This is a genomic window from Streptomyces durmitorensis, from assembly GCF_023498005.1.
In the GTDB taxonomy this organism is placed as follows: domain Bacteria; phylum Actinomycetota; class Actinomycetes; order Streptomycetales; family Streptomycetaceae; genus Streptomyces; species Streptomyces durmitorensis.
Window position 1 is genome coordinate 5,141,264 of sequence record NZ_CP097289.1, and the last position, 24,557, is coordinate 5,165,820.

Consider the following 24,557-nt stretch of genomic DNA (forward strand, 5'->3'; position numbering starts at 1 on the left):
CATGGGGTGAGCCTATCGCAGATTTGATTCTCGGTAATAAATTTAACTCGGTTACATTTTTCGTTATCCTTGGCCGCATGACGCCAAGCGACTCAGGCCCCCTCGAAGCTGCCCTCGCCGTCGAACGCCGCTACCACGACACCTGCCGCACCGCCCTCACCGGCATGGTCGACGGGGCGGAGGAGCAGGTTGTCAGGGGAGCGGACGTCTCCGCGTCCGGTGCCGACGCCGAAGTTCTCGGCTATCAGTTCCGCAGCCATGCCAAAGCGATGCGCGAACTCCCCGAAGCTCCCCTCTTCTTCGGCCGCCTCGACTTCGCCGCCGACGGGGACGAAGCCGCCGCAGCCGGTGATCATCGCGGGCAGAGCTACCACATCGGCCGTCTCCGTATCACGGAACATCCCTCCGCCCCGCCCCTCGTCGTCGACTGGCGCGCCCCCGTGTCCCGCGCCTTCTACCAGGCCGGAGCCCGCGACCCCCAAGGCGTCGCCGTGCGCCGCCGCTTCGGCTGGGCGCCCGGCAGCAAGGGTGAATCCGCCGACCTCACGGGCCTGGAGGACGAGCCGCTGGCCGGCGGCACGCCGAACACCCCGCCCTCCCAAGGCAGCCGCATCCTCGCCGGAGAGATCGAGCGGCCCCGCGTCGGCCCCATGCGTGACATCGCCGCCACCATCCAGCCCGAGCAGGACGATCTCGTCCGCGGTGAACTCACCGCCTCCGTGTGTGTTCAGGGTGCCCCCGGCACCGGCAAGACCGCCGTCGGCCTGCACCGTGCCGCCTATCTTCTGTACACCCACCCCCAGCGCGTGCAGCGCGCCGGACTTCTCATCCTCGGGCCCAATCGCACCTTCCTGCGCTACATCGCCGAGGTGCTGCCCTCCCTCGGCGAGACCGGTGTGCGTCAGTCCACCGTCGCGGACGAGATCGCCCGGTCCGCCGCCCCCGTTCGGGCCCGGGACGACGAGGCCGCGGCGCGCGTCAAGCACGACGCCCGGATGGCGGCCGTCCTGCGCCGCGCGCTCTACTCGCGTGTGGCGGCGCCCACCGACTCGATCGCGGTGCCGGACGGTTCGTACACCTGGCGGGTCGCGCTCGACGACCTGGAGCGGATCATCGCGGACGTGCGCGCCGAGGAACCTCCGTACGCCGTCGGGCGCGAGCGCGTGCGCACCCGTGCCGTCCGGCACATCCAGGATCAGGCCGAGCGCCGCGCCGGCGCCGTGAACAACGTCTGGCTGCAGAAGATCTCCCGCGCCCGCTCCGTCTCGGCCTTCGTCGACCAGGCCTGGCCCAAGGTCAAGCCGGAGGAGGTGCTCGCCGCGCTGCTGGCCGACCCAGATGCGCTCGCCGCCGCGGCGGACGGTGTTCTCGATGCCGCGGAGCAGCGGGCGATCGGCTGGGCCAAGCCCCCGCGTTCGTACAAGTCGGCGAAGTGGTCCGCCGCCGATCTCGTGCTGCTCGACGAGATCGCCGGGCTGCTCGAACGGCCCGAGGGGTACGGCCACATCGTCGTCGACGAGGCGCAGGACCTCTCCCCGATGGAGGCCCGCGTGATCGCCCGCCGCGCCGGTTTCGGCTCGCTCACCGTCCTCGGCGACCTCGCCCAGGGCACCACCCCGTGGGCCGCCCGCGGCTGGCCCGAACTCCTCGCCCACCTCGGGAAGCCCGACGCCTCCGTCACCCCTCTCACCGTCGGTTTCCGCGTGCCGAAGGCGGTCGTGGGGCTCGCCAACCGCGTTCTCGCCTCGCTCGACGTCGACGTACCGCCCGCTCGATCCCTGCGTACGGACGGTGAGTTGAGGATCCGGGAGGTGCGGGACGTGGGTGTCGCCGCCGTCGACGCGGTGCGGGCCGCGCTCTCCCGCGAGGGCTCGGTCGGCGTCATCGCCTCCGATGCCGACATCGACTGTCTGCGCGAGACCCTCGCCGTGGCGGGCGTCGAGTGCGCGGGTCCGGACGATCTGGGCGCGCGGGTGACGGTGCTGCCCGCGTCCGTGGCGAAGGGCCTGGAGTACGACCATGTCGTGGCCGTCGAGCCCGCCGCCATCGCGGAGGCGGAGAGCCGCGGGCGCCACCGCCTCTACGTGGTCCTGACCAGGGCGGTGTCCCGGCTCGACGTACTGCACAGCAGGCCGCTGCCCTGGGAGGCGTGAGGCAAGGGGTGGCGTGCGGACATGTAACATTCCGTTGCAGTTATATAGCCTGAGCGGTATGTTCGATGTATGCCCATACCGTTCGACGTACTCGCCGAGCCGAGCCGACGGAAGATCCTCGATCTGCTCCTTCAGCGTCCTCATCTGGTCGGTGAGATCACCGAGCGGCTCGGTCTGAGCCAGCCCGGCACGTCCAAGCATCTGCGGGTCCTGCGCGACGCGGGGCTCGTGCGGGTGCGGCAGGACGCGCAGCGCCGGTGGTACGAGCTGCGGCCCGAGCCCCTCGCCGAGCTCGACGCGTGGCTCGCGCACTACCGGCACCTCTGGTCGGACCGGCTCGACGCCCTCGAACGGCACCTCGACGTCATGGACGGTGACTCCTCATGAACCCGCACTCCGACACCCTCACCCCCGCCGGCGACGACGGCGGCCGGAACGTCCTGCGGATGGAGCGCCGCCTCGCGCACCCGCCCGCCAAGGTCTGGGCCGCGATCACGCGGCCCGCGCACCTCGCCCAGTGGTTCCCCTCCGAGGTGACCCTCGATCTGCGGCCCGGCGGTGCCATGGGCTTCCACTTCCCCGGCGACGAGGGCCCCGGAATGACCGGCGAGGTCACCGACGCCGACGAGCCCCGCCTCTTCGCCTTCAGCTGGGGCGACGACCACCTGCGCTGGGAGATCGCCCCGGACGGCCCCGACGGCCGGGGCTCGCTCCTGACCCTCGTCCACACCTTCGGCGACCGCTTCGGGGCCCCGAGCTTCGCCGCGGGCTGGCAGCTGTGCATCTCGGCGCTCGGCCAGTTCCTGGACGGCGGGCAGGCCGAGGTGAGCCGGGACGCGGGCGAGCTGCACGAGGCGTATCTGGAGCAGTTCGACCTGGGGCACGGGGCGGTGACCGGCGACGGCATCCGCTTCGAGCGTCAGCTGGTGCGGTCGGCGGACGCGGTGTGGGCCGAACTCTGCTCGGGCGAGGAGCCGTTGGAGGGCGACACGGCACCCGACGGGTTCCTTGCGGACGGCGTGTCCGCGGGTCCGGTCACCGCGCTGCGGGCTCCGGTGTCGCTCACGTACGCCGTGCATCCCAAGGGCGAGGTGCGCTGGGAGCTCGGCGAGGGCACGGGCTACGGCACCCGGCTCGTTCTGACGCAGACCGGGCCCTTCGGGAGCGCGGCGGCCACGGACGAGGCGCTCGCCGCCTGGCACGCCCGCATCGAGCGGCTCGCGGGACGGCTCCTGGAGGGCTGACGGGGCGTCCAGTACTAGTCGTCCAGTACCGCCTCCATCACCGCCTTCGCGATCGGCGCCCCCAGCTTCCCGCCCGCGATCTCCTCGCGCGGGATGTTCATGTCCTTCGGGTCGACGAACACCGCGACGGCGACCGGCGACGAGCCGTCCTCGTTCTTGGCGTAGGAGACGAACCAGGCGTACGGACGCTCGTCGTTGACGTCCGAGCCGTGCTGGGCGGTGCCGGTCTTGCCGCCGACCGTGACGCCGTCGATCTTCGCCTTGTTCGCCGTGCCCTCCTCGACGGTGTGCTCCATCATTTCCTGCACCTTGCCCGCGGTGTCCTCGGAGACGGCCTGGTTCAGGACCTCCGGGCTGCCCTTCTCGATCGTCGAGAGGTCGGGTCCACGCAGCTCCTCGACCATGTACGGCTTCATCAGCTTGCCGTCGTTGGCGAGTCCCGCTGCGACCATCGCCATCTGGAGCGGCGTGCTGGTCAGGCTGCCCTGGCCCATGCCGGTCAGCGCGGTCTGCGGCTTGTCGAGGCCGTCCGGGTAGCTGCTCGCGGACGAGCGCACGGGGATGAACTGCTGCTTGTTGAAGCCGAACTTCTCCGCCGTCTCGCGCATGTCGTCCTCGCCGACCTTGAGCGCGGTGTCGAGGAAGACGTTGTTGCAGGACCACTGCATGCTGACCTTCAGCGAGGCCTTGTCGCAGGGGGCGCCGGTCACGTCGTTGCCGATCGTCGTCGAGCTGAGCGGCAGCTTGTAGGGTGCCTTGGCGCCGGTGGGCTCGTCGATGTCGTCGATCGCGCCGTGCTCCAGGGCGGCCGCCGCGGTGAGGATCTTGAAGGTGGATCCGGGCGGGTAGATCTCGCGCAGCGCACGGTTGGAGAGCGGCTTGTCCTTGTTCTTGCTGAGCCGCGTGAACTCCTTGCCCTCCTTCTGCGAGATCCCGGCGAAGACGGAGGGGTCGTACGAGGGGGTGCTCGCCATCGCGAGCACCTTCCCGGAGCGCGGGTCGAGCGCGACGACCGCGCCCCGGGCGTTCAGGTCCACGAGACCCTTGTAGGCGGCCTGTTGGGCCTTGGGGTCGATGGTCGTGATGACGTCGCCGCCCTGGCGCTTCTCACCGGTCAGCATGTCCAGGGTGCGGCGGATGAAGAGGCGGTCGTCGTCGCCGCTGAGCACGTCGTTCTCGACGCCCTCCAGGAAGGTCGCGCCCTGGGCCTGCGAGAAGTAGCCGGTGACCGGCGCGTACATGGGGCCTTCCTTGAAGGTCCGCTGGTACTTGAAGTCGGTGCCGCTGACTTCCTTCGAGCCGGTGATCGGCTTGCCGCCGACGATGATGTCGCCACGGGGGTGCGAGAAGGCCTCGATCTGCACGCGCCGGTTCTTCTCGTCCTTGGCCAGCGACTCGCCCTCGGCGAACTGCACCCAGGTCGCGCGCAGGAGCAGGGCGAGCGTGAGCACCCCGCAGAAAACGGCTATGTGGCGCAGCGGCCTGTTCATACGGTCCCCCCAAGACCCGTGACACCAGGACAGGATGAGGCTTCATCATGCGCACGGATTTACGGGTCCTGCCCGGGTTGTTGCCGAATGGTCACACGCGGGTCCCGTCGTCCTGCCGTTGTCCGCGAAGCACCTCGATCACGCTCGCGTAGCTGTCGGAGCCGTGCCCGGCCGCGCTCGCGCGCTCCATGGTGGCCTTGAGGAGCTCCGGCAGCGCGTTGTCGATGCCGCGGTCGGCCGCCGCGTGGATGAGGTGGCCGACCGTCGCGATCTGTACGTCGACGGTGGCGTCGTCGCCCGGATAGTGCCCCGCGTCCACCTGCGGGGCGTACGTGGCGAGGAAGCCGGCGACCGCGTGCGTCATCCAGCGGATGGCGACGGGCGTGAAGTCGGCGGCCTTGGTCGCGTCCGCGCCGACCAGGGCCGTTCCGTGCAGCCAGCCGGTGAACGTCGACCACATCAGGCCGAGCAGGGCCACGTCGTAGAGCGAGGCCCTGCCGGGCTCCCGGCCCAGGTAGAGCGGGTCGCCGAGCACGGCGAGCGCCGCACGGTGCTCCTCGAACACCTCGGCCGAGCCGCTGTAGAGGAACATCATCTCCGGGTTCCCGACGCCCGGCGGCGTGGTCATGATCGCCCCGTCGAGATAGCCGAGCCCCAGCGGCGCGGCCCACGCCGCCGCCTCGTCGGCCTGCTCCGGTGAGCCGGAGGTGACGTTGACCAGGGCCTTGCCGGCCAGGGATCCGGCGAGGGATCCGGCCAGGGATCCGGCGAGGGATTCGGCCAGGGATCCGGCGAGGGATTCGGCGACCGGGTCCAGGACGGTGTGCAGGGCGTCGTGGTCGAGGACGCAGACGAGGATCAACGGGCTTGCCGCGACGGCCTCTTCGGGGGTCGCGGCGAGGCGTGCGCCCCGGTCGACGAGGGGCTTGGCCTTGGCCGCGGAACGGTTCCAGACCGTGGTGGGGTGGCCGTTCTCCAGGAGGGTGGCGGCGAGGGCGGAGCCCATGTTGCCGAGGCCGATGACGGTGACGGGGGTCTTCCCCGCGGTGACGGTGTTCTCTGTGCTCATGCGGACCACGTTCGCAGCGGGCGGCGTCGCCGGACAGTGACAGGGATGACGGCGCCCACCAAATTCCTGCCACGCCCCGGCCGTGCCGCGCGGCGGCCTAGTCTCGCCGTATGAGCGCTGGTTCCGTCGCCCTGGTCGTGACCGATGAGATAGCGATCCCGTCGTGGGATCTGTACGAACTGAGCATCCCCTGCACGGTGTTCGGGAAGCCCCAGCCGGACCTGTCGGACCACTGGTACGACTTCCGGCTGTGCAGCGCCTACGAGGGCGAGGGCCCGGGAGCATCCGACTTCGGCCTCTCGGTGCGCACGCCGTACGGCCTGGAGGGCATCGTCGGGGCGGACACGGTCATCGTCACGTCCGTGCCGGACGCCTGCGTGGAGGAGGGCCGCCCGCTGCCGGACGGTCTGGCCGCGACGCTGCGTCGCGCGTACGACGCGGGCGCCCGCATGGTCTCCCTGTGCACCGGCGCCTTCGCGCTCGCCGAGGCGGGGCTGCTCGATGGGCGCAGGGCCACCGCGCACTGGATGCACACCGCCCAGCTCGCCGCCCGCTACCCGAAGGTGGAGGTCGACGACTCCGTGCTCTACGTGGACGACGGCGACGTCCTGACCAGCGCGGGCGTGAGCGCGGGCCTCGACCTGTGCCTGCATCTGGTCCGCCGCGACCTGGGCGCGCACGTCGCCAACCAACTGGCCCGCCGCATGGTCGTACCCGCCCACCGCCCCGGCGGCCAGGCCCAGTTCATCGACCTCTCCGTCCCGCCGACGGACGACGAGGGCCTTGGCCCCGTACTCGACTGGGCGCGGGCCCGCCTCGACCGGCCCCTGACGGTCGAGGACCTGGCGCGCCGCGCGGCGATGAGCCCACGCACGCTCTACCGCCGCCTCCAGGCCGCCACCGGCACGACCCCGCTCCAGTGGCTGCTCAACCAGCGCCTGGCCCGCGCGCAGAGCCTCCTGGAGTCGACGGCCGCCCCGATCGACAAGATCGCCGAACTGAGCGGCCTCGGCACGGCGAACAACCTCCGGCACCACTTCCTCAAGCAGGTGGGGGTGTCGCCGGGGGACTACCGGCGGGCGTTCGGTGCGGGCTAGGCTCGACGATCATGCAGAACTCGGAGGCCCCGCCGACCCCGCCGACCCCGCCGACCCCGGACATCGCTCGACGCGAAGGCCCGGAGCGCAGGCGCGAGACGCTGGAACGCCTCGACCGGGAGCGGGACATCTGGCTGTCGACGTCCCACCCGCGGCACGGCCCGCACCAGGTGCCCCTGTGGTTCTGGTGGGACGGCCGGGCGCTGTGGATGTGCACCGGCGCGAACTCCGCGACGGCCCGCAACGCGCTCCAGGAGCCACGCGTACGCCTCGCGCTGCCGGACACCGCCGACGTGGTGCTCGTGCAGGGCGAGGCGGAGTGCTTCCCGGCCCGTGACGTCCCGCGGGACGCCGCGGACGGGTTCGCGGGCAAGTTCGGCTGGGACCCGCGCAAGGAGGAGGGCCCCTTTTTGTACCTGCGCGTGACGCCGGGAACGGTGCGTGCCTGGCGCGGCGAGCACGAGCTGACCGGCAGGGTCCTCATGCGTGACGGGGCATGGGTGGCGTAGCCCTGGCCGCGTGCCGCTGCTTGGCTCGTGCCGCTGCTTTGCTCGTGCCGCTACTTCTTGCTCGGCTGGTTGATCCGCAGCATGTTCCCCGCCGGGTCGCGGAAGGCGCAGTCGCGGACGCCGTACGGCTGGTCCATCGGCTCCTGGAGCACCTCGCCGCCCGCGGCACGGACCTGCTCGAACGTGGCGTCCACGTCGTCGGTCCGGAAGATGACGCCGCGCAGCAGGCCCTTGGCCATCAGCTCGGCCACGGCCTGCCGGTCGGCGTCGGTGGCGTTCGGGTCCGCGAGCGGCGGCTCGATGACGATCTCGACGTCCGGCTGCGACGGCGAACCGAGCGTCACCCAGCGCATCCCCTCGAAGCCGACGTCATTGCGTACTTCGAGGCCCAGCGCGTCGCGGTAGAAGGCGAGCGCCTTGTCGTGGTCGTCGACGGCGATGAAACACTGTGCGAGGTTGATTTCCATGCGTTTCACGCTACGGAGTGGCCGGGGGTTTCGCTTCTCCGTTCCTGACCGGACGGGTGCGGATCTTGGCGATGCAGGCCGGGATGGCGGCGCTGTCGCCGTGGTCACGGGCCCGGTAGGCGCTGGGGCTCTCGCCGACCAGCTCGGTGAACCGTGAGCTGAAGGATCCGAGCGAGGTACAGCCCACCGCCATGCAGACCTCCGTCACCGACAGGTCGCCGCGCCGCAGCAGCGCCTTGGCCCGCTCGATCCGGCGGGTCATGAGATAGCTGTACGGCGTCTCGTCGTAGGCGGCGCGGAAGCTGCGCGAGAAGTGCCCCGGCGACATGAGGGCAGCCCGTGCCAGGGCCGGGACGTCCAGGGGCTCCGCGTAGTCGCGGTCCATGCGGTCACGGGCCTGGCGCAGCCGGACGAGGTCGGAGAGAGACACAGACACACCGGCAACGTTACCGACCGCCGGCAAACGGGGCCGCCGGTCGGGCTACCGCCACACCAGCGCGGCGACGCGGCGGAAGTTGCCGCCCAGAATCACGGCGACGGCGTCGTGGGGGTATCCCCGTGCGAGAAGCGCGTCCGTGCTCAGGACCGACGAGGTCGACGGCGTGGTCGATGACTCCACCCGTGGCGGCACATTCCTTGGTCTGCTCGTCGGTGATGTTGCGGGGGTGGTCCCACACCGAGCGCATGCACGAGTGGCTGTAGATCACCGGCTGCTCGGAGACCTCGCAGAGGTCGAGGCCGGTACGGGCGTCGCAGTGCGATCCGTCCGCCACCATGCCGACGGCGTTCATCTCCCCGCACGAGCGCCCGGTCGTAGCCGGTGAGCCCCTCGTCGACCTCGTCCAGGCAACCGCCGCCCGCGGCGTTCCGGTTGTTGTAGCTGGGCGGCATCGTGCGGACAGCAGGGCTGCTCCCACAGCAGGGGCGGGCGGCGCGGCCCTGAGGGTTCACTCGGCACGGTAGGCGTCATGCCGACTGCCGCGGCGCGAGCTCCAGTTGAGATACCGGCCGAAGGCGTCGTGACTGTCCGGGGTGAAGCGCCACTCCAGCAGGGCCGACCGCAGTTCGTGCTCGGTCAGCCAGCCGTGCCAGGCGACCTCGTCGGGATCGGGGACCACGGCGTCCGGCACCACGGCTTCGTGCACGCCGAGCCAGTGAGGGCTCAGACCGCCGTGGCTGAGAAACGTGAACAGCAAGCGCGGCAGCACACGGATGCCCAGCTCTTCGGCAAGCTCCCGCGCGGCGGCCTGTTCATAGGTCTCACCGGCACCCACGGCGCCACCGGCCACGACCTCGTAGAGCCCGGGGAAGCGCGACAGGTGCTCCGACCGCCGGTGGACGAGGATCCGCCCCCGCCCATCACGGCACAGCGTCACGGCGACCCGGTGCAGCCAGCCCTCCCGGACGGCCTGCCGGCGGCCGACCACCAACCCCAGCGCACGATCCTGCTCGTCGACACGCTCCACCAGTTCATCCACACCTTCATCCACGCCGCACACCCTGACAGGGCCCACTGACAGCGCTGCTTCCCTCGGCTCACCGGTGGTGGTGGCCGGCGGCGTCCAGTGGCGTAGCGCACTTTTGCAAGCAGGTGCTTGCAATAGTTAGCAAGGGGCGTGCAGTATCGAGGCATGGCATCACTCAACGTCGGCAATCTCGGTGAGTATCTGCGCGAGCAGCGGCGCAACGCGCAGCTCTCGCTCAGGCAGCTCGCCGACGCCGCCGGGGTGTCCAATCCGTATCTGAGCCAGATCGAGCGCGGCCTGCGCAAGCCGAGCGCCGAAGTGCTGCAACAGGTGGCCAAGGCGCTGCGGATCTCCGCCGAGACGCTGTATGTCCGGGCCGGGATCCTCGACGAGAAGGAGCGGGACGAGCTGGAGACGCGCGCCGTCATCCTCGCCGACCCCTCCATCAACGAGCGGCAGAAGCAGGTCCTGTTGCAGATCTACGAGTCGTTCAGAAAAGAGAACGGCTTCGAGGTCTCGGGGTACGCGGATGACGCGTCGTACGCCGACGAGGCTTCGTACGCGGACGACGTGGACGCCACCGCTGACGGCCCCCGCACGGCCGACGGCAGTGATGCCGCCACCAAGGACCATCCCTCAAGCTGAACGCGAATCCGGGAGGACCATCGCCATGGCCATCAAGGACGACCTGCGCAACACCCTCACCGACACCACCCCCGCCTACTTCGTCGTCGGCACCGCCGACCTGGCGTTCCAGCAGGCGAAGAAGGTGCCGGGCGCCATCGAGCAGCTGATCGCCGAGGCGCCCGCCCGTATCGACGCCGTGCGCAACACCGACACCAAGGCCGTCCAGGACAAGGCCGTCGCCCGCGCCAAGGAGGCGCAGGAGACCCTTCAGGCCAGGGTCGCCGAGCTGCTCGGCACGCTCGACACGGACCTGAAGAAGCTGGGCGAGAGCGCTCAGGGCCTCGCCCTCAGCTCGGTCGGCGTCGCCGCCGAGTACGCCGTGAAGGCGCGCGAGAAGTACGAAGAGGTCGCCGAGCACGGCGAGCAGGCCGTGAAGACCTGGCGCGGCGAGGCCGCCGAGGAGATCACCGAGCTGGCCGTGGCCGTCGAGCCTGACGCCGACGAGAAGCCCGCGTCGGCCGACGCGGGGACGTCCGCGTCCTCCGAGCCGAAGGCCGCGGCCTCGGCGAAGAAGCCCGCCGCCAAGAAGGCCCCGGCCCCCCGCAAGCCCGCGGCGAAGAAGACCACGCCGCCCGCCAAGTAACCGGTGAGGAGGGGCCGGGCACTCCAGAAGTGCCCGGCCCGTTCTCCGGGTAGCGGGTACGGTGTCCGCGTAATCAAGAGCCGAGACTGGTGGTGGACGTTGTGCTGATGCAGGGGTTCGCAAACTTCATGTGGCTGCTGTCGTTGGCGCTGATCGTCTTCAGCGGCTTCGCGCTGGTCGACGCGGCCATCCGGCGTGAGGACGCCTATCGCGCGGCGGACAAGAAGACCAAGCCGTTCTGGCTGATCATCCTCGCGCTCGCCTTCATCGTGAACCTGATCTTCAACATCCTGTCGTTCCTGCCGATCATCGGGCTCATCGCGACCATCGTCTACATGGTCGACGTGCGCCCCGCGCTGCGGCAGATCACCGGCGGGGGCGGCGGACGCCGCGGCGGCGGCTCAAGCAGCGACGGTCCTTACGGGCCGTACAACGGCGGTCGCTGACCCCTGGCGCCCGGCCCCGGCCGCCTGCCCCTCGGCTAGCGGTCGCGGTCCCGGTCGAGCAGCAGCACGGCCACGTCATCGGTCAGGTCGCCGCCGTTCAGCTCGCGCACCTCGTTCACCGCGGCCTCAAGGAGCTCGTCGCCCCGCAGGCCCGCGGCGATCTGGCGGCGCACCATCTCGACCATGCCCTCCTGCCCCAGGCGCTGGTTGCCCTCGCCGATGCGGCCCTCGATCAGGCCGTCCGTGTAGAGCATCAGGCTCCACTTGCCGCCGAGCTCCACCTGGCGGCGCGGCCAGCGCGCGTTCGGCAGGAGTCCGAGCGCGGGGCCGTTGTTCTCGTACGGAAGCAGCTCGGCGAGGCGGCCGTCGCGGGCGATCAGCGGGGACGGGTGTCCCGCCAGGCAGAGCCCGGCCCTGCGGCCGTCCGGGGCGATGTCGACAGTGCAGAGCGTCGCGAAGATCTCCTCGTCGGCGCGCTCGTGCTCCAGGACCTTCTGCAGCGTGCCGAGCAGCTCGTCGCCGCACAGGCCCGCGAAGGTCAGCGTCCGCCAGGCGATGCGCAGCTCGACGCCGAGCGCGGCCTCGTCGGGCCCGTGGCCGCAGACATCGCCGATCATGACGTGCACGGAGCCGTCGGGGGTGCGCACCGTGTCGTAGAAGTCGCCGCCGAGCAGCGCCCGCGAACGTCCCGGGCGGTAGCGCGCGGCGAACCGCAGCGGTGAGCCGTCGAGCAGCGGCGTCGGCAGCAGGCCGCGCTCCAGACGGGCGTTCTCCTGGGCCCGAAGGCGCGACTCCGTCAGCTGGCGCTGGGCGGCGTCCGCGCGCTTGCGCTCCACGGCGTACCGGATGGCGCGGCTGAGGAGGCGCCCGTCCAGCTCGTCACGGAAGAGATAGTCCTGGGCGCCGACCCGCACGGCTTCCGCGCCGCCCTCGGTGTCGCCGCTCGCGGTGAGCGCGAGGACGGCGTGCCGGGGTGCCAGGCGCAGGACGTGCTTGAGCGTGGCCAGCTCGTCCTCGTCGTCCTCCGCGGCGGTGGGGCCCGTCAGGGCCAGGTCGAGCAGGATGCAGTGCACGTCGTCGGTGAGCAGCCGCTCGGCCTCGGTGAGGTTGCGGGCGGTGCGGACCCTGATGGGCTTTCCGGCGGAGTCCAGCATCTGGGGAACGCTGAGGGAGCCCACCGGGTCGTCCTCGATCACCAGGAGGCTGAGGCCGGTGCTGCTCGCCTGCTGGTCGATGTCCGTGGACGTGGGCAGGGGACCCACGGCTGTGGGTCCGGAGGTGGGCACCGGCGCAGGGGCCGGCGTCGGCAGAGTGTCAGCCTGACCGCTTTCCACGGCCGGGATCGCTCTCTGCCGCGGTATGGGTACGGGCATCGCTTTGGTTTCCTTCCCTCCCCCCGAGGGCACGGTGGATCGACGGTCGAACGCTCCACCGACGGGGACCATAGCGTTAGCCGCGCCCCGATTGGAATGGCGCGCAGAAAACAGCCACCGTCATATGCCGCATCAAGGACCGCAATTGGGCACGACAGGTCCTGACCGGGATGACGAACATCACGCCTGAAGGGTTGAGAGGCGCCCGAAGGAAGGGAACGGGGTGCGGTGGGTCACATGACGTACGGCACAACCGCGGCCGTCCGGTCCGGGACCCCTACTTGTCGGGCCGCACGACCCCTACTTGTCGGGCCGCACGACCCCGAGAATCTGCATCGACCCCGCGCCCGCGACGGTGACGTCGCGGCCGGGCCGCGGCGCGTGCACGATCGCGCCGTCGCCCACGTACATCCCGACATGGCTGGCGTCCGCGTGATAAATGATCAGGTCGCCGGGGCGCATGTTCTTGATGTCGATGCGCGGGAGCTGCTTCCACTGCTCCTGTGACGTACGCGGAATTCCCTTGCCCGCGGCGGCCCAGGCCTTGGACGTGAGGCCGGAGCAGTCGTACGAGGACGGGCCCTCGGCGCCCCAGACGTACGGCTTGCCGAGCTGCGCGGTGGCGAACTCGACGGCCTTCTTGCCCGGCCCGGTCGCCTTGCCCTTGATGTCCTTCAGGACACCCGAACTCACCCACGCCGACTGCTTCTTGAGCTGGGCCTCCTCCTCGAGCTTCCGGAGCCGCTCCAGCTCCTTCTTCTCGAGCTTGGACTCCATCTCCTCGGCGTCCGCGATCTTCTTCTTGATCTTCTTCTTCGACTCGGCCTTCGCCTTGCGGTTGGCCTCGAGCTTCTTCCACTGGGCCGTGGCGTCCTTGGCGTAGATCCGCAGGTCTTCCTGCGTCCGCTCCATGTCGGTCAGCATGCCCTTGGTGGCCTTGTGGCCCTGCCGCATGCGCCCGGCGCTGTCCAGGAACTCCTGGGGGTCGTCGCTCAGCATCAACCGGGCCTCGGAGGACACCCCGCCGCTGCGGTACTGCTCGCGGGCGGCGGCGCCCGCGCGGGACTTGAGCTTCTCCAGCTTCTGCTGGCCCTTGGTGATGGAGCGGGCCAGCTTCACGATCTGCTTGGACTGCTTCTCGCTCTTCTCCTCCGCCGCGTTGTACGCGTCCGTGGCGACACCCGCGTCGTGGTAGAGCTTCTCGATCTGCTTGCGCAGGTCCTCAAGGGACTTGGTGGTGCCGGGCGTTGGCTTCGCCGGACTCGCGTGGGCCGCGCCCGGTGCGCCAAGGACCGCTGCCGCGCAGATCAGCGCCAGGCCAGCCACTGTCGAACTCCGCTTGCCGGTCACGTCCGCCTCCCCCAAAGCTGATTTACCGTCAGTAACTTCCGGTTGATCCGGGGATGGTGCCACGTCGGCGCGCAATGCGACAGAGCGCGCAGGCAACTCCCATCCCCAACCGCCCCATGTGACGAACGGCACGCGGAGATCGTTCCCTCCGCGGCGCGCCGCACGCGGAGTTCACCCGCCGTCGCCTCGCGAGTTCACCCGCGGGCACCCCGCGCGTTCACCCCTGAGGGGCCTGAGGAGCCCGGCGCGCCTGACGCGCCTGACCCGCCTGACGCGGCGCCAATGCCTCCCACCGCACCGTCACTTCGCCCTGCCGCCACCGCGCGGGACGGTCCGCCACCGGCCAGTCGGCGGCCAGGTCCCGCACCGTTCTGATCCACCGCTGCCGGGCGCCGTACGAGGCGTAGGGCGCGGCGGCGGCCCAGGCGCGGTCGAAGTCGCGCAGGAACGCGTGCACGGGCTCGCCCGGCACGTTCCGGTGGATCAGCGCCTTGGGCAGGCGCTCGGCGAGGTCGGAAGGACGGTCGAGCGATCCGAGGCGGGTCGCGAAGGTCACCGTGCGTGGGCCCTCGGGCCCGAGCGCGACCCAGACGTGCCGCCGCCCGATCTCGTCGCACGTCCCCTCGACGAGCAGCCCGCCGGGAGCGAGCCGCCCGCACAGCCGCTCCCACACGGCGGCGACCTGCTCCTCGTCGTACTGCCTGAGCACGTTCGCGGCCCGGATCAGGGCGGGCCTGCCCGGCAGCGGGACCTCGAAGCCGCCGTGCCGGAAGGAGAGCCCTTCCCTCTCGTACGGCTTCGCGGCCGCGACCCGCGCCGGATCGATCTCGACGCCGACCACGCGCGCGTGCGGTGCGGCGGTCCTGAGCCGGACGAGCAGCTCGACGGCGGTCCAGGGGGCGGCTCCGTAGCCGAGGTCGACGGCGACGGGGTCGGTGGAGCGGCGCAGCTCGGCGCCGTGCGCGGCGGCGATCCAGCGGTCCATGCGGCGCAGGCGGTTGGGGTTGGTGGTCCCGCGCGTCACCGTTCCCACGGGGCGGGAAGGGGTGCGGGAGGCCATGGGGGAAAGGGTATGCGCCGCGGACGCGTGGGTACGCGGCGATCTTCGGTTGAGCCGCGTCCAGTAATCATTTGGCAAAGAGGAAATGGAGTTGTGCCTTCCGACGTTCTCGCCTCTGGAGGACCGTGCACGCCCTCCCTTAAGCCATGCCCGCGCGCGCACAAGGAGGACCGCCACGTGAGCCAGTACGTGACCAGGCTCGGTCGCCGCTCACCGGCGGCACCCAGCAGGCTCCGGCTCCCCGGCACACACCGGCGGCCACGCCGGGTGGCCATGCTGAGCGTGCACACGTCCCCGCTGCACCAGCCGGGGACGGGCGACGCCGGCGGCATGAACGTCTACATCGTGGAGCTGGCCAAGCGCCTCGCGGCGATCAACATCGAGGTCGAGATCTTCACGCGCTCGACGACGGGCGCGCTGCCGCCCGCCGTCGAACTGGCCCCGGGCGTCCTCGTACGTCATGTGGACGCGGGACCGTACGAAGGCCTGGCCAAGGAGGAGCTGCCCGCCCAGCTCTGCGCCTTCACGCACGGCGTCATGCAGGCGTGGGCGGGCCACCGCCCCGGCCACTACGACCTGGTCCACTCGCACTACTGGCTCAGCGGCCACGTCGGCTGGCTGGCCGCCGAGCGCTGGGGCGTGCCCCTTGTGCACGCCATGCACACGATGGCCAAGGTCAAGAACGCGGCGCTCGCGGTGGGCGACACCCCGGAGCCCGCGGCGCGCGTGATCGGCGAGACGCAGATCGTCCGCGCGGCCGACCGCCTGATCGCCAACACCTCCGAAGAGGCCGACGAGCTCGTACGTCACTACGAAGCGGAGGCGGGCAAGGTCGCCGTCGTCCACCCCGGCGTGAACCTCGACCGCTTCCGGCCCGCCGACGGCCGCGCGGCCGCCCGGCACCGCCTGGGCCTCCCGCAGGACGCACTCGTCCCGCTCTTCGCGGGCCGCATCCAGCCCCTGAAGGCCCCGGACGTCCTGCTGCGCGCGGTCGCGGTCCTCCTGGACCAGCGCCCCGAGCTCCGCTCGAACATCGTCGTCCCCGTGGTGGGCGGTCCGAGCGGCAGCGGTCTCGCCAAGCCCGAGGGCCTGCAGAAGCTGGCCGCAAGGCTGGGCATAGCGGACGTGGTCCGCTTCCAGCCGCCGGTGGGCCAGGAGCAGCTCGCGGACTGGTTCAGGGCGGCCTCGGTCCTGGTGATGCCCTCGTACAGCGAGTCCTTCGGCCTGGTCGCCATAGAGGCGCAGGCGGCGGGCACTCCCGTCCTCGCGGCGTCCGTGGGCGGCCTGCCGGTCGCCGTACGCGACGGGGAGACGGGCTTCCTGATCGACGGCCACGAACCGGCCCACTACGCGCGCGTGCTGCGTGATTTCGCCGAGAACCCCCACCTCGTGGACCGCATGGGCGAGGCCGCCGCACGGCACGCGGAATCCTTCGGCTGGGACACGGCCGCGTCCGCCACGGCGGACGTGTACACGGCGGCCGTGCATGAGCACAGGCGTCGCGTACGCTCGCATCATGGCTGATGAGGCGCGCGCGGCGGAGATCATCGAGGGGACGCTGACGGAGGCGGACCTTCAGTGGGAGAACCCGGAGCCGGGTTCGTACGTGGTGACGCTGCCCGGCACGCGCAAGCTGTCGACGACGCTCTCCCTGAAGGTCGGCAAGCATGCCCTGACGCTGATGGCGTTCGTGATCCGGCACCCCGACGAGAACGACGCCGCGGTCCACCGCTGGCTCCTGGAGCGGAACCTGCGCCTGTACGGCGTGAGTTACGCGATCGACTCCCTCGGCGACATCTACCTCACCGCCAAGCTCCCGCTCGCGGCGGTCACCCCGGACGAGCTGGACCGGCTGCTGGGCTCGGTCCTGGAGAACGCGGACGGCTCCTTCAATACGCTCCTGGAGCTGGGTTTCGCTTCGGCGATCCGCAAGGAGTACGCGTGGCGGGTGTCGCGCGGAGAGTCCACGCGCAACCTGGACGCGTTCACTCACCTGACCCAGCCGCAGGGCTGACGTAGGACTGACGTAGGACACCTTCCCCGTCACGGGTGCCCGTGGCATGCTCGCGCCCATCGCAGACATGAATGGCGTTCACATCCATGGAAGGTGGCGGATGGCATGGGCATGGAACACCCCACGAGACGTGGCGTACTGGGCGGTGCGATAACGGTGGCGGCGGTCGCCGTGACCGGCGGGGCAGCAAGCGCGGGGACGGGTGAAACCCCCACCCTCTGGCGGGAGTTCAAGGCAACCCCGTACACGCACCCCCAGATCCCCTACATCGCCCGAGCGGGCGCCCGCTCCGGCGCCCGCCGCCTGCCCCGCCCCCAAGTGGTCGCCAACGTAAGGGACTACGGAGCGCGGCCGGACGGCACGACGGACGCCGCCCCCGCGATCAACCGGGCCCTGGCGGAAGCGGGAGCGAGGGGCGGCGGCACGGTCGTCATCCCGCCCGGCAGGTACCGCATCGACGACGTCATCCGCATCGCCCACGACAACGTGGTGCTCCGCGGGGCAGGCAGCACCCGCACCACACTCCATGCCACGAAGAACCTCACGGAACTGATCGGCCCGTACGGCTCCCGCTACGGCGGGGACAAGTCGAGCTGGTCCTGGGCGGGAGGCCTCATCTGGCTCTGCCCGCAGTCCCGTTGGGAGACGCTGACGACGGCGATCAAGGCGAAGGCGTGGCCCTTCGAAGGCTGGACGGGCAACAAGCGGGACGAGTGGCAGACCCTCACCACGACCGCCCCCGCGAGCCGGGGCGACCGCACCCTCAGGGTCACGGACTCCTCCCGCCTCCACCCGGGCGACCTGGTGCTGCTGCGCCTGGCGGACGACGCGGACCACACGCTCCTGGAGCACATGGCGGGCGGGGGCGAGGGTGCGCAGGCGTACGTGTGGGACGACAAGACCAAGCTCACGTCGTACGTCCCGTACGAGTGGCCGGTGCGCATCACGTCACTGAAGAAGAACACGGTCACGCTGGAGCGCCCGCTCCCTCTCGACGTACGCGAGGAGTGGGACCCGCGCCTGACGACGCACGCAAAGGCACTGACGGGAGCGGGAGTCGAGGCGCTGACCCTGGAGGCGGTTCAGACCCCTCAGTCCCCCCATCTCCTGGACAAGGGCTACAACGGGGTCACGTTCCAGTGCGCGTACGACTGCTGGGCGGACGACATCGTGGTCCGGCACGTGGACAACGGCTTCGGCCTGGTGGCGGCCTCGGCCTGCACCCTGCGGGGCACGCGCGTGACGGGCCGGGGCGCGCACCACCCGTACTTCTGCCGGGAGGGCTCGCACGACAACCTCGTCGAGGACTTCAGGATCGACGAGCGCACGGTCCCGGCGCCTTCGGGCACCCAGCTCCACGGCATCAACGTGGAGGGCCTGTCCTCCTACAACGTCTGGACCCGGGGCGTCATGGAGATGGGCACGTTCGACAGCCACAGGGGCATGCCCTTCGCGAATGTGCGCACGGACATCACGGTCGACAACAACGGCCGCCACGGCGGCGACGCGTCCGCGGGCCCGCTGTTCGGAGCCCGCTTCACGCACTGGAACATCCGCGTCACCAACGAGCGGGCGGGCCTGATGAAGATCGACGGCCTGGCGCCGTACAGCGCCACGGTCGGCATCAACGAGGTCAGGGAGTTCGACCAGACCGACGTACCGGACTTCTCCGGAGACCTGCACTCCCGCATCGAGCTCTACGGGACGACGGGTGTGGTGCGGCCGCGGAACCTGTACGAGGCGCAGAGGGAGCTGAAGCAGGAGCTGTAGCGGGAGCTGCAGCCAGAGCCTGGCAAGTCCGCCGATTGAGCCCCAGACGGGTGCTTTGCCGCCAAACCCGTCCAACTAGGTGCCCGCATCAGGCAGTTCCGGCTACACAGGAGAGCTGGGACGTTCTTGCCTGATGGGGGGACCCGGTGAGGGGGCTTGCCACGTGGTGCTGACGATCGATCTCGCGGTTCTGCTGGCTGTCATCGTCTTCTTGCTGTGGCGCAGACGCGTGCAAGCCCGGAGCCGTCTCGACACGGGCATGACCATGGCCGTGGTCCTGGTCTTCGGGGTGCTGATCGCTCCGACGGCCTTCGGGCACTGGATCCTGGGCACCGTGGGCGAAGTCGCGCAGGGGATCTCGGACGCGGGCAGTCCGTGAGCCTGTGAGCCCGTGATTTCCGGCCCCGGCCAGTACGGTGCTTCTCTGCGGCGCAGCTGAACCCGCCCGCGGACGCCGACAGGACGCGGAGAAGAACACCGGATGAGCGCACGTTTCGAAGAGATCGACTGGCGGGCGACTCCCATGGGCGAGATCAGCCTGCGGCGCCGGCGGGACCCGGCATCGGGGGAGGACGTCTACGAGGTGAAGCTGGACGACGAGTACCTGATGTCCAGCCTCTTCACCGCGGGAGAGGTCGAGCTGACCCGGCTCGGCCTCGCGGTGCTGCCCGACGGCCCGCTCGATGTCGCGGTGGGCGGCCTCGGCCTCGGGTACACGGCCAGGGCCGCGCTCGACGATCCGCGGGTGCGCTCGCTGATCGTGGTCGACGCCCTGGCCGAGGTGATCGACTGGCACCGGCGCGGACTCGTACCGCTGGGCGCGGGCCTGGCCTCGGACCCCCGCTGCCGGCTCGTCCGCGGGGACTTCTTCGCGATGGCCGCGGGCGGCGCGGCGGCGGGCGGCCCGGTGCCCGCGGACGGGGTGCAGGCGGCCGACGGCTCCGACGAGGTCCCGCACGGCCTGGACCCCGAGACGCCCGGCCGCCGCTTCCACGCGATCCTGCTGGACGTCGACCACTCACCACGCCACGTGCTGCACCCCGGCCACGCGGCGCTGTACCGCCCGGCCGGCCTGACGGCCCTGGCCGAACTGCTGCACCCCGGGGGCGTGTTCGCCCTGTGGTCGAACGACCCGCCGGACGAGGAGTTCGGCGCGGTGCTCGCGGAGGTCTTCACGGAGACCGCCGCGCACGTGGTCGACTTCGCCAATCCGCTCCAGGGCGGGACGGCGACGAACACGGTCTATGTCGCCCGCAGGCGCGAAGGCTGAGACCCCCCGGCAGCAGCCGCCCCCCCCCAGCAGGCAAAAGCCCCCTACCCGCGGCGAAACCGCAGGCAGGGGGCTCAGTGAACCCAACAGACGAGTGGGTTACTTCTTCTTGCCCTGGTTCTTGACCGCCTCGATGGCCGCCTTCGCCGCGTCCGGGTCGAGGTACGTGCCCCCGGCCTTCACGGGCTTGAAGTCCGCGTCCAGCTCGTAGGCCAGCGGGATGCCCGTCGGGATGTTCAGGCCCGCGATGTCCTCGTCCGAGACGCCGTCCAGGTGCTTGACCAGGGCGCGCAGCGAGTTGCCGTGGGCCGCGACCAGGACCGTCTTGCCGGTCAGGAGGTCCGGGACGATGCCGTCGAACCAGTACGGGAGCATGCGGACGACGACGTCCTTGAGGCACTCCGTCTGGGGGCGCAGCTCGGGCGGGAGGGTCGCGTAGCGCGGGTCCTCGAACTGGGAGTACTCCGCGTCGCGGTCGAGCGCCGGCGGCGGGGTGTCGTACGAGCGGCGCCAGAGCATGAACTGCTCCTCGCCGAACTCGGCGAGCGTCTGCGCCTTGTCCTTGCCCTGAAGGGCGCCGTAGTGGCGCTCGTTCAGGCGCCAGCTGCGGTGGACCGGGATCCAGAGGCGGTCGGCGGACTCCAGGGAGAGCTGCGCGGTGCGGATCGCGCGCTTCTGGAGGGACGTGTGGACCACGTCGGGGAGCAGGCCGGCGTCCTTGAGCAGCTCGCCGCCGCGCGTCGCCTCCTTCTCGCCCTTCGCGGTGAGGTTGACGTCCACCCAGCCGGTGAACAGGTTCTTCTCGTTCCACTCGCTCTCGCCGTGGCGGAGGAGGATCAGCTTGTACGGTGCGTCGGCCATGCCCCTGAGCGTAATCGAACCGCCGGGTGCCTCGCGCGTCCGCCCGGACCCCGGACAGTGCGGCCGCGGGGGCGGCGACAGTTGACGGTTTCTGCTAATCCACTGGCTCTTCCGGGGCTCGGGATCGTAATGTGCAGTCGTCGCTAGAGACGCTTACATTCGACGCTTACACGTCACGCTTGCACATCTGCCTGATCCTGTGGGGGACCCCGATGCCACTCGCCGCCCTGAGACGTGCCGCCAAGGAGTCCGTCTCCGGCCTTCCCCGCGAGTTCTGGTGGCTGTGGACCAGCACCCTCGTCAACCGCCTCGGCGCCTTCGTCGCCACCTTCATGGCGCTCTATCTGACCCTGGACCGCGGCTACTCCGCGACGTACGCCGGTCTCGTCGCCGCCCTGCACGGCCTCGGCGGCGTCATCTCCTCGCTCGGCGCCGGCGTCATGACGGACCGGCTCGGGCGGCGGCCCACCCTCCTCATCGCCCAGTCCTCCACCGCCCTGTCCGTCGCCCTCCTCGGCTTCATGAAGGACCCCCTGGCCATCGCGGCCGTCGCCTTCCTCGTCGGCATGGCGAGCAACGCGTCCCGGCCCGCCGTCCAGGCGATGATGGCCGACATCGTCCGCCCCGAGGACCGGGTCCGTGCCTTCTCGCTCAACTACTGGGCCATCAACCTCGGCTTCGCCATCTCGTCCGCCGGAGCCGGATTCATCGCCGAGTTCAGCTACCTCGCCGGGTTCCTCATCGAAGCCGTGATGACCATGGTCTGCGCCGTCGTCGTCTTCGCGAAGCTGCCGGAGTCGCGGCCCGTGCGCACCGCCCTGGAGAAGGAGTCGGAGCCGGACGTCGGCCTCGGGACCGTCCTGCGCGACGGGCGCTTCATGGGCGTCGTCGGTCTGTCCTTCCTCATCGCGCTGATCTTCATGCAGGGCTCCGTGGGGCTGCCCGTCGCCATGGGCGAGGCCGGGTTCACGCCCGCCGACTACGGCATGGCCATCGCCGTCAACGGCGTACTGATCGTCGCCCTCCAGATCCCCGTCACGCGCTTCATCGAACACCGCGACCCACAACGCCTGTTGGTCATTTCCGCGCTGCTCGCCGGATACGGCTTCGGGCTGACCGCCTTCGCCGGGTCCATCGGCGTCTTCGCCCTCACCGTGTGCGTCTGGACCCTGGCCGAGATCATCAACGCCCCCACGCAGACGGGCCTCGTCGTCCGGCTCTCGCCGACCCACGGCAGGGGTCGCTACCAGGGCATGTACACCCTGTCGTGGTCCGTCGCCGCGCTCGTCGCCCCGCTGATGTCCGGCTTCGTCATCGACCGCTTCGGGGCCCGGTGGCTCTGGGGCATCTGCGCGGTCATCGGAACGGTCGCCGCCCTCGGCTACTGGTCGCTGATGCGCGGGCTGCCCGAGGAGGAGACGGCGGGCGGCGTGCTGCCGACGCCCACCGTCCCCGCACCCGACGCGGTCGCCGACCGCGTGCCTGGCGTCACCGGGTGAACCGGTGTCACCGGGTGAAGTTGAGGTACTTCCAGGACCCGTGCGTCGTCGAGTTCACGTTGTCGCCCGACGTCCCGTTGACGTACGAAGCGCGCATCCGGGCGCGGATGCCCGACTCGCCGGGAGCCTCGACGCGCACGGCGGACGTGCCGTCGGCGCCGAGCCTGAAGTACTCGGACGCGCCCGCCGAGCGCCACCGGCCGTCCACGCGCACCTGCATCTCGAAGCGGTGCTTGCGGCCCTTGTAGTACGACATCGTCGTCTTCAGGACCGGGTCGGTGTTCTTGTGGAAGTAGTGGTACGTCGTCGAGCCGATCTTCCCCGTCTTGTAGTGCCCGGCGACCGACGCGGAGACCTTGACCTTGGCGTACGCCGTCGACGTGGCCTTCGTGGACGCGTAACGGGCGTCACCGGCGAAGACCGCGGTGACCTTCGTGTCGCGCTTCATGTCGACGGTCGCCGACAGGTCGCCACGGGCGTTCACGGCGCCCTTCTTGACCAGCTTGTTGGGCTTGTCGGAGCCGTAGGGGTCGGCCCAGATCTCGACCGTGCGGTTCTTGTACGTGGTGCCGAGGTGCGCGGTGAAGGAGACGTCGGCGCCGTAGGAGTAGACGTTGCCGTTCTTGTTCAGCGTCAGCTTGGTCGCGCTCCGCGAGACCTCCACCGCGTCCGACCCGGAGGCCGCGGCGTGCGTGGCGTCGCCCGCGTACGCGACCTTGTACGCCACCTTGCCGCCGGCGGGCGGGGTGTCGTCGAAGGAGAAGGAGCCGTCCGCCTTGGTCTTCACCGCGGGCAGCTTCTTGCCGTTCGGGGTCTCGATGTCCGAGCGCGTGACGGTCAGTTCGGTCCCCGCGGGCAGCGCCGCCGCCGTGTCGGTGATCTTTCCGGAGACGGTGAGGGACTTGGCGCGCGTCCCCTTCTCGGGGGCCGCGACCGTGAGCTCTGGCAGCGACTTGTCCGGCTCGGTCAGGACCCGCAGGGAGAAGACGCCCTCGCTGTTCTCGGAGACTGCGAAGAGCCGGCTGCCGTCCGGCGCCCAGGCGAGGCCGCCCTCGGCCAGGGTGTCGGCGCCGCTGCTGTTGCCGGTGTTCGGGAACTCGTACTCCCGCACCTTGGACCACTTGCCCTGCTGGTAGATGTGCACGTCGGGCCCGTACCAGGAGGAGGTGCCCGCCGCCACGGTGCCGTCCGGGGCGATGTCCACGGCGGCGCCGTAGTCGCCGGAGTTGTAGCGGCCGATGGGGGACAGGTCCTCGGTGGAGTACACCGGGTGGTAGTACGGGGCGCCGCTGGCCGTGACGATCTGGGTCCCGTCGGGGGAGACCGCGATGTCGTCGAAGAAGGCGCCGTCCACCGACTTGGTGACCTTCAGCTCCGGCTTCGGTCCCGACACGTCGTACACGGTCAGCTCGCCGGTGCTGATGTCCTTCTCGCCGGCCACCAGGACCCCGGAGTCGGGGTCGGAGCCGAGCTCGGGCGCGGCGTAGAAGCTCGCCTCGCCGTCCTGGCCGAGCGCGACGACGGGTTCGGCGCCGGAGAGGTCGAGCGAGCCGATGCCGCCCCCGCCGGACCCGTAGCCGAACCACAGCTTGCCGCTCGCCATCGCCAGGGTGCGCGGCTTCTCGGCGCCGTCCAGCTTGTAGCTCGCGCTCTGGGCGTACGAGGACGTGTCCACGGCGACGATGCGGTTGAGCCCGGCCACCGCCGCGTACACCTGCCCGGAGTCGGCCGAGAGGGCCAGGCCGTCGACGTCCGGCAGCCCGTCCAGGGTCGCCTTGACCGCGCCCGCGTAGTCCGTGACGACGATCTTGCCCTCGACCGGGTCGGAGACGTAGACGCGCTGGTGGGCGCCGTCCACGAGGATGTCGGCCGCCGACTTCACGCCCAGGAGATGCGCCGAGTCGGCTGCCGCGGGTCCTGCCGTCGCGGCGACCAGGGCCGCGGAACTGAAGAGGACCGCGAGAGCTGTCGCGGTGGAAATGGTGCGTGTGCGTGTGCGTGTACGGCTGTGTGTGCGCACGGTATGTGACCCCCCACATAAGAAGAACCCAGGTCAGGCAACCTGGGCCTCGAACCCCCCGTTACGGCGCCATCACAATAAGGCATTGCTGTGAAGGTTGTGGAGAGAGTTTCGTGCGTGAGTTGTGGG

At 70.6% G+C, this 24,557-nt stretch carries 25 protein-coding genes and 1 pseudogene; 14 read left to right on the plus strand and 12 right to left on the minus strand.

The genetic code is table 11. The features are described from left to right. The first annotated feature begins 77 nt into the window (after positions 1 to 77). The 3 genes from M4V62_RS23100 to M4V62_RS23110 all read left to right on the plus strand — a co-directional run bounded on the left by M4V62_RS23100 (position 78) and on the right by M4V62_RS23110 (position 3,397). The gene (locus tag M4V62_RS23100) at positions 78 to 2,153 is read left to right on the plus strand and encodes a HelD family protein (RefSeq protein ID WP_249589137.1); all 2,076 of its coding nucleotides are present in this window, start codon (positions 78 to 80) and stop codon (positions 2,151 to 2,153) included. A gap of 69 nt (positions 2,154 to 2,222) precedes the next feature. Continuing rightward, complete coding sequence (locus M4V62_RS23105; protein ID WP_249589138.1) at positions 2,223 to 2,540, plus strand: ArsR/SmtB family transcription factor; 318 nt, start codon at positions 2,223 to 2,225, stop codon at positions 2,538 to 2,540. Beyond that, positions 2,537 to 3,397, plus strand: coding sequence for an SRPBCC family protein (locus M4V62_RS23110; RefSeq protein WP_249589139.1), 861 nt, complete (start codon positions 2,537 to 2,539; stop codon positions 3,395 to 3,397). The genes M4V62_RS23105 and M4V62_RS23110 overlap by 4 nt, the downstream gene beginning before the upstream one ends. Positions 3,398 to 3,411: 14 nt before the next feature. Here the strand turns inward: M4V62_RS23110 and M4V62_RS23115 are convergent, their stop codons facing one another. Beyond that, positions 3,412 to 4,887, minus strand: a complete 1,476-nt coding sequence (locus tag M4V62_RS23115; protein ID WP_249589140.1) for a peptidoglycan D,D-transpeptidase FtsI family protein — start codon at positions 4,885 to 4,887, stop codon at positions 3,412 to 3,414. Positions 4,888 to 4,978: 91 nt separating this feature from the next. Next, positions 4,979 to 5,956: an NAD(P)-dependent oxidoreductase gene (locus tag M4V62_RS23120; RefSeq protein WP_249589141.1), complete on the minus strand. Its 978-nt coding sequence runs from the start codon at positions 5,954 to 5,956 to the stop codon at positions 4,979 to 4,981. Between the two features lie 131 nt (positions 5,957 to 6,087). Between M4V62_RS23120 and M4V62_RS23125 the strand changes: the two genes are divergently transcribed. Beyond that, positions 6,088 to 7,053 (plus strand): GlxA family transcriptional regulator, encoded by a 966-nt coding sequence (locus M4V62_RS23125; RefSeq protein WP_425575281.1) that lies wholly within the window; start codon positions 6,088 to 6,090, stop codon positions 7,051 to 7,053. Positions 7,054 to 7,064: 11 nt separating this feature from the next. Beyond that, entirely contained in the window at positions 7,065 to 7,562 is a 498-nt protein-coding gene (locus M4V62_RS23130) for a pyridoxamine 5'-phosphate oxidase family protein (protein WP_249589143.1), read from the plus strand. Positions 7,563 to 7,612: 50 nt separating this feature from the next. Here the strand turns inward: M4V62_RS23130 and M4V62_RS23135 are convergent, their stop codons facing one another. The 5 genes and pseudogenes from M4V62_RS23135 to M4V62_RS23155 all read right to left on the minus strand — a co-directional run bounded on the left by M4V62_RS23135 (position 7,613) and on the right by M4V62_RS23155 (position 9,519). Beyond that, on the minus strand, positions 7,613 to 8,029 hold the full coding sequence (locus M4V62_RS23135; protein ID WP_249589144.1) for a VOC family protein: 417 nt from the start codon (positions 8,027 to 8,029) through the stop codon (positions 7,613 to 7,615). 10 nt (positions 8,030 to 8,039) lie between these two features. Further along, entirely contained in the window at positions 8,040 to 8,459 is a 420-nt protein-coding gene (locus M4V62_RS23140) for a helix-turn-helix transcriptional regulator (RefSeq protein WP_249592943.1), read from the minus strand. A gap of 51 nt (positions 8,460 to 8,510) precedes the next feature. Beyond that, a complete protein-coding gene (locus tag M4V62_RS23145) occupies positions 8,511 to 8,648 on the minus strand; it encodes a hypothetical protein (RefSeq protein ID WP_249593235.1) in 138 nt (45 codons plus the stop codon). Positions 8,649 to 8,697: 49 nt separating this feature from the next. Then, positions 8,698 to 8,820 (minus strand): annotated as a pseudogene (locus M4V62_RS23150) (membrane dipeptidase); the annotation flags it as partial. Between the two features lie 156 nt (positions 8,821 to 8,976). After that, positions 8,977 to 9,519, minus strand: a complete 543-nt coding sequence (locus M4V62_RS23155) for an NUDIX domain-containing protein (RefSeq protein WP_249589145.1) — start codon at positions 9,517 to 9,519, stop codon at positions 8,977 to 8,979. 141 nt (positions 9,520 to 9,660) lie between these two features. On the opposite strand from M4V62_RS23155, the gene M4V62_RS23160 reads away from it, so the two are divergent. The 3 genes from M4V62_RS23160 to M4V62_RS23170 all read left to right on the plus strand — a co-directional run bounded on the left by M4V62_RS23160 (position 9,661) and on the right by M4V62_RS23170 (position 11,211). Next, positions 9,661 to 10,140 (plus strand): helix-turn-helix domain-containing protein, encoded by a 480-nt coding sequence (locus M4V62_RS23160; RefSeq protein WP_249589146.1) that lies wholly within the window; start codon positions 9,661 to 9,663, stop codon positions 10,138 to 10,140. A gap of 25 nt (positions 10,141 to 10,165) precedes the next feature. Next, positions 10,166 to 10,765: a hypothetical protein gene (locus tag M4V62_RS23165; RefSeq protein ID WP_249589147.1), complete on the plus strand. Its 600-nt coding sequence runs from the start codon at positions 10,166 to 10,168 to the stop codon at positions 10,763 to 10,765. A 107-nt stretch (positions 10,766 to 10,872) separates the two neighbouring features. Beyond that, positions 10,873 to 11,211, plus strand: coding sequence for a DUF2516 family protein (locus M4V62_RS23170; protein ID WP_249589148.1), 339 nt, complete (start codon positions 10,873 to 10,875; stop codon positions 11,209 to 11,211). Positions 11,212 to 11,246: 35 nt separating this feature from the next. Here the strand turns inward: M4V62_RS23170 and M4V62_RS23175 are convergent, their stop codons facing one another. The 3 genes from M4V62_RS23175 to M4V62_RS23185 form a co-directional block, all read right to left on the minus strand. Next, on the minus strand, positions 11,247 to 12,584 hold the full coding sequence (locus tag M4V62_RS23175; RefSeq protein ID WP_249589149.1) for a PP2C family protein-serine/threonine phosphatase: 1,338 nt from the start codon (positions 12,582 to 12,584) through the stop codon (positions 11,247 to 11,249). A 300-nt stretch (positions 12,585 to 12,884) separates the two neighbouring features. Next, positions 12,885 to 13,934 carry a C40 family peptidase gene (locus M4V62_RS23180; protein WP_249589150.1) on the minus strand — a complete coding sequence of 350 codons (1,050 nt, stop codon included), beginning with the start codon at positions 13,932 to 13,934 and terminating at the stop codon, positions 12,885 to 12,887. 217 nt (positions 13,935 to 14,151) lie between these two features. Further along, a complete protein-coding gene (locus M4V62_RS23185) occupies positions 14,152 to 14,994 on the minus strand; it encodes a class I SAM-dependent methyltransferase (RefSeq protein WP_249589151.1) in 843 nt (280 codons plus the stop codon). 177 nt (positions 14,995 to 15,171) lie between these two features. Between M4V62_RS23185 and mshA the strand changes: the two genes are divergently transcribed. The 5 genes from mshA (at position 15,172) to M4V62_RS23210 (ending at position 20,048) form a co-directional block, all read left to right on the plus strand. Further along, positions 15,172 to 16,518 (plus strand): D-inositol-3-phosphate glycosyltransferase, encoded by a 1,347-nt coding sequence (gene mshA, locus M4V62_RS23190; RefSeq protein ID WP_249589152.1) that lies wholly within the window; start codon positions 15,172 to 15,174, stop codon positions 16,516 to 16,518. Then, a complete protein-coding gene (locus M4V62_RS23195) occupies positions 16,511 to 17,008 on the plus strand; it encodes a type III secretion system chaperone family protein (protein ID WP_249589153.1) in 498 nt (165 codons plus the stop codon). The genes mshA and M4V62_RS23195 overlap by 8 nt, the downstream gene beginning before the upstream one ends. A gap of 105 nt (positions 17,009 to 17,113) precedes the next feature. Then, complete coding sequence (locus tag M4V62_RS23200; RefSeq protein ID WP_249589154.1) at positions 17,114 to 18,778, plus strand: glycoside hydrolase family 55 protein; 1,665 nt, start codon at positions 17,114 to 17,116, stop codon at positions 18,776 to 18,778. A gap of 166 nt (positions 18,779 to 18,944) precedes the next feature. Beyond that, complete coding sequence (locus M4V62_RS23205) at positions 18,945 to 19,157, plus strand: hypothetical protein (protein ID WP_249592944.1); 213 nt, start codon at positions 18,945 to 18,947, stop codon at positions 19,155 to 19,157. 102 nt (positions 19,158 to 19,259) lie between these two features. After that, positions 19,260 to 20,048: a polyamine aminopropyltransferase gene (locus M4V62_RS23210; protein ID WP_249589155.1), complete on the plus strand. Its 789-nt coding sequence runs from the start codon at positions 19,260 to 19,262 to the stop codon at positions 20,046 to 20,048. Positions 20,049 to 20,147: 99 nt separating this feature from the next. Here M4V62_RS23210 and M4V62_RS23215 read toward each other — a convergent pair whose 3' ends face one another. Next, the gene (locus M4V62_RS23215; protein WP_249589156.1) at positions 20,148 to 20,909 is read right to left on the minus strand and encodes a phosphoglyceromutase; all 762 of its coding nucleotides are present in this window, start codon (positions 20,907 to 20,909) and stop codon (positions 20,148 to 20,150) included. Between the two features lie 212 nt (positions 20,910 to 21,121). Here M4V62_RS23215 and M4V62_RS23220 point away from each other — a divergent pair, with 212 nt between their 5' ends. Next, a complete protein-coding gene (locus tag M4V62_RS23220; protein WP_249589157.1) occupies positions 21,122 to 22,408 on the plus strand; it encodes an MDR family MFS transporter in 1,287 nt (428 codons plus the stop codon). Positions 22,409 to 22,415: 7 nt separating this feature from the next. On the opposite strand, the gene M4V62_RS23225 is transcribed toward M4V62_RS23220, so the two are convergent. Next, entirely contained in the window at positions 22,416 to 24,428 is a 2,013-nt protein-coding gene (locus M4V62_RS23225) for an Ig-like domain repeat protein (protein ID WP_249589158.1), read from the minus strand. Between the last annotated feature and the right edge of the window lie 129 nt (positions 24,429 to 24,557).

Excerpts from the sequence above, each read along its gene's own strand:
- M4V62_RS23100 (WP_249589137.1), top strand. The coding sequence starts at position 78 with ATGACGCCAAGCGACTCAGGCCCCCTCGAAGCTGCCCTCGCCGTCGAA.
- M4V62_RS23105 (WP_249589138.1), top strand. The coding sequence starts at position 2,223 with ATGCCCATACCGTTCGACGTACTCGCCGAGCCGAGCCGACGGAAGATC.
- M4V62_RS23110 (WP_249589139.1), top strand. The coding sequence starts at position 2,537 with ATGAACCCGCACTCCGACACCCTCACCCCCGCCGGCGACGACGGCGGC.
- M4V62_RS23115 (WP_249589140.1), bottom strand. The coding sequence starts at position 4,887 with ATGAACAGGCCGCTGCGCCACATAGCCGTTTTCTGCGGGGTGCTCACG.
- M4V62_RS23120 (WP_249589141.1), bottom strand. The coding sequence starts at position 5,956 with ATGAGCACAGAGAACACCGTCACCGCGGGGAAGACCCCCGTCACCGTC.
- M4V62_RS23130 (WP_249589143.1), top strand. The coding sequence starts at position 7,065 with ATGCAGAACTCGGAGGCCCCGCCGACCCCGCCGACCCCGCCGACCCCG.
- M4V62_RS23135 (WP_249589144.1), bottom strand. The coding sequence starts at position 8,029 with ATGGAAATCAACCTCGCACAGTGTTTCATCGCCGTCGACGACCACGAC.
- M4V62_RS23160 (WP_249589146.1), top strand. The coding sequence starts at position 9,661 with ATGGCATCACTCAACGTCGGCAATCTCGGTGAGTATCTGCGCGAGCAG.
- M4V62_RS23165 (WP_249589147.1), top strand. The coding sequence starts at position 10,166 with ATGGCCATCAAGGACGACCTGCGCAACACCCTCACCGACACCACCCCC.
- M4V62_RS23170 (WP_249589148.1), top strand. The coding sequence starts at position 10,873 with ATGCAGGGGTTCGCAAACTTCATGTGGCTGCTGTCGTTGGCGCTGATC.
- M4V62_RS23175 (WP_249589149.1), bottom strand. The coding sequence starts at position 12,584 with ATGCCCGTACCCATACCGCGGCAGAGAGCGATCCCGGCCGTGGAAAGC.
- M4V62_RS23185 (WP_249589151.1), bottom strand. The coding sequence starts at position 14,994 with ATGGCCTCCCGCACCCCTTCCCGCCCCGTGGGAACGGTGACGCGCGGG.
- M4V62_RS23195 (WP_249589153.1), top strand. The coding sequence starts at position 16,511 with ATGGCTGATGAGGCGCGCGCGGCGGAGATCATCGAGGGGACGCTGACG.
- M4V62_RS23200 (WP_249589154.1), top strand. The coding sequence starts at position 17,114 with ATGGGCATGGAACACCCCACGAGACGTGGCGTACTGGGCGGTGCGATA.
- M4V62_RS23210 (WP_249589155.1), top strand. The coding sequence starts at position 19,260 with ATGAGCGCACGTTTCGAAGAGATCGACTGGCGGGCGACTCCCATGGGC.
- M4V62_RS23215 (WP_249589156.1), bottom strand. The coding sequence starts at position 20,909 with ATGGCCGACGCACCGTACAAGCTGATCCTCCTCCGCCACGGCGAGAGC.
- M4V62_RS23220 (WP_249589157.1), top strand. The coding sequence starts at position 21,122 with ATGCCACTCGCCGCCCTGAGACGTGCCGCCAAGGAGTCCGTCTCCGGC.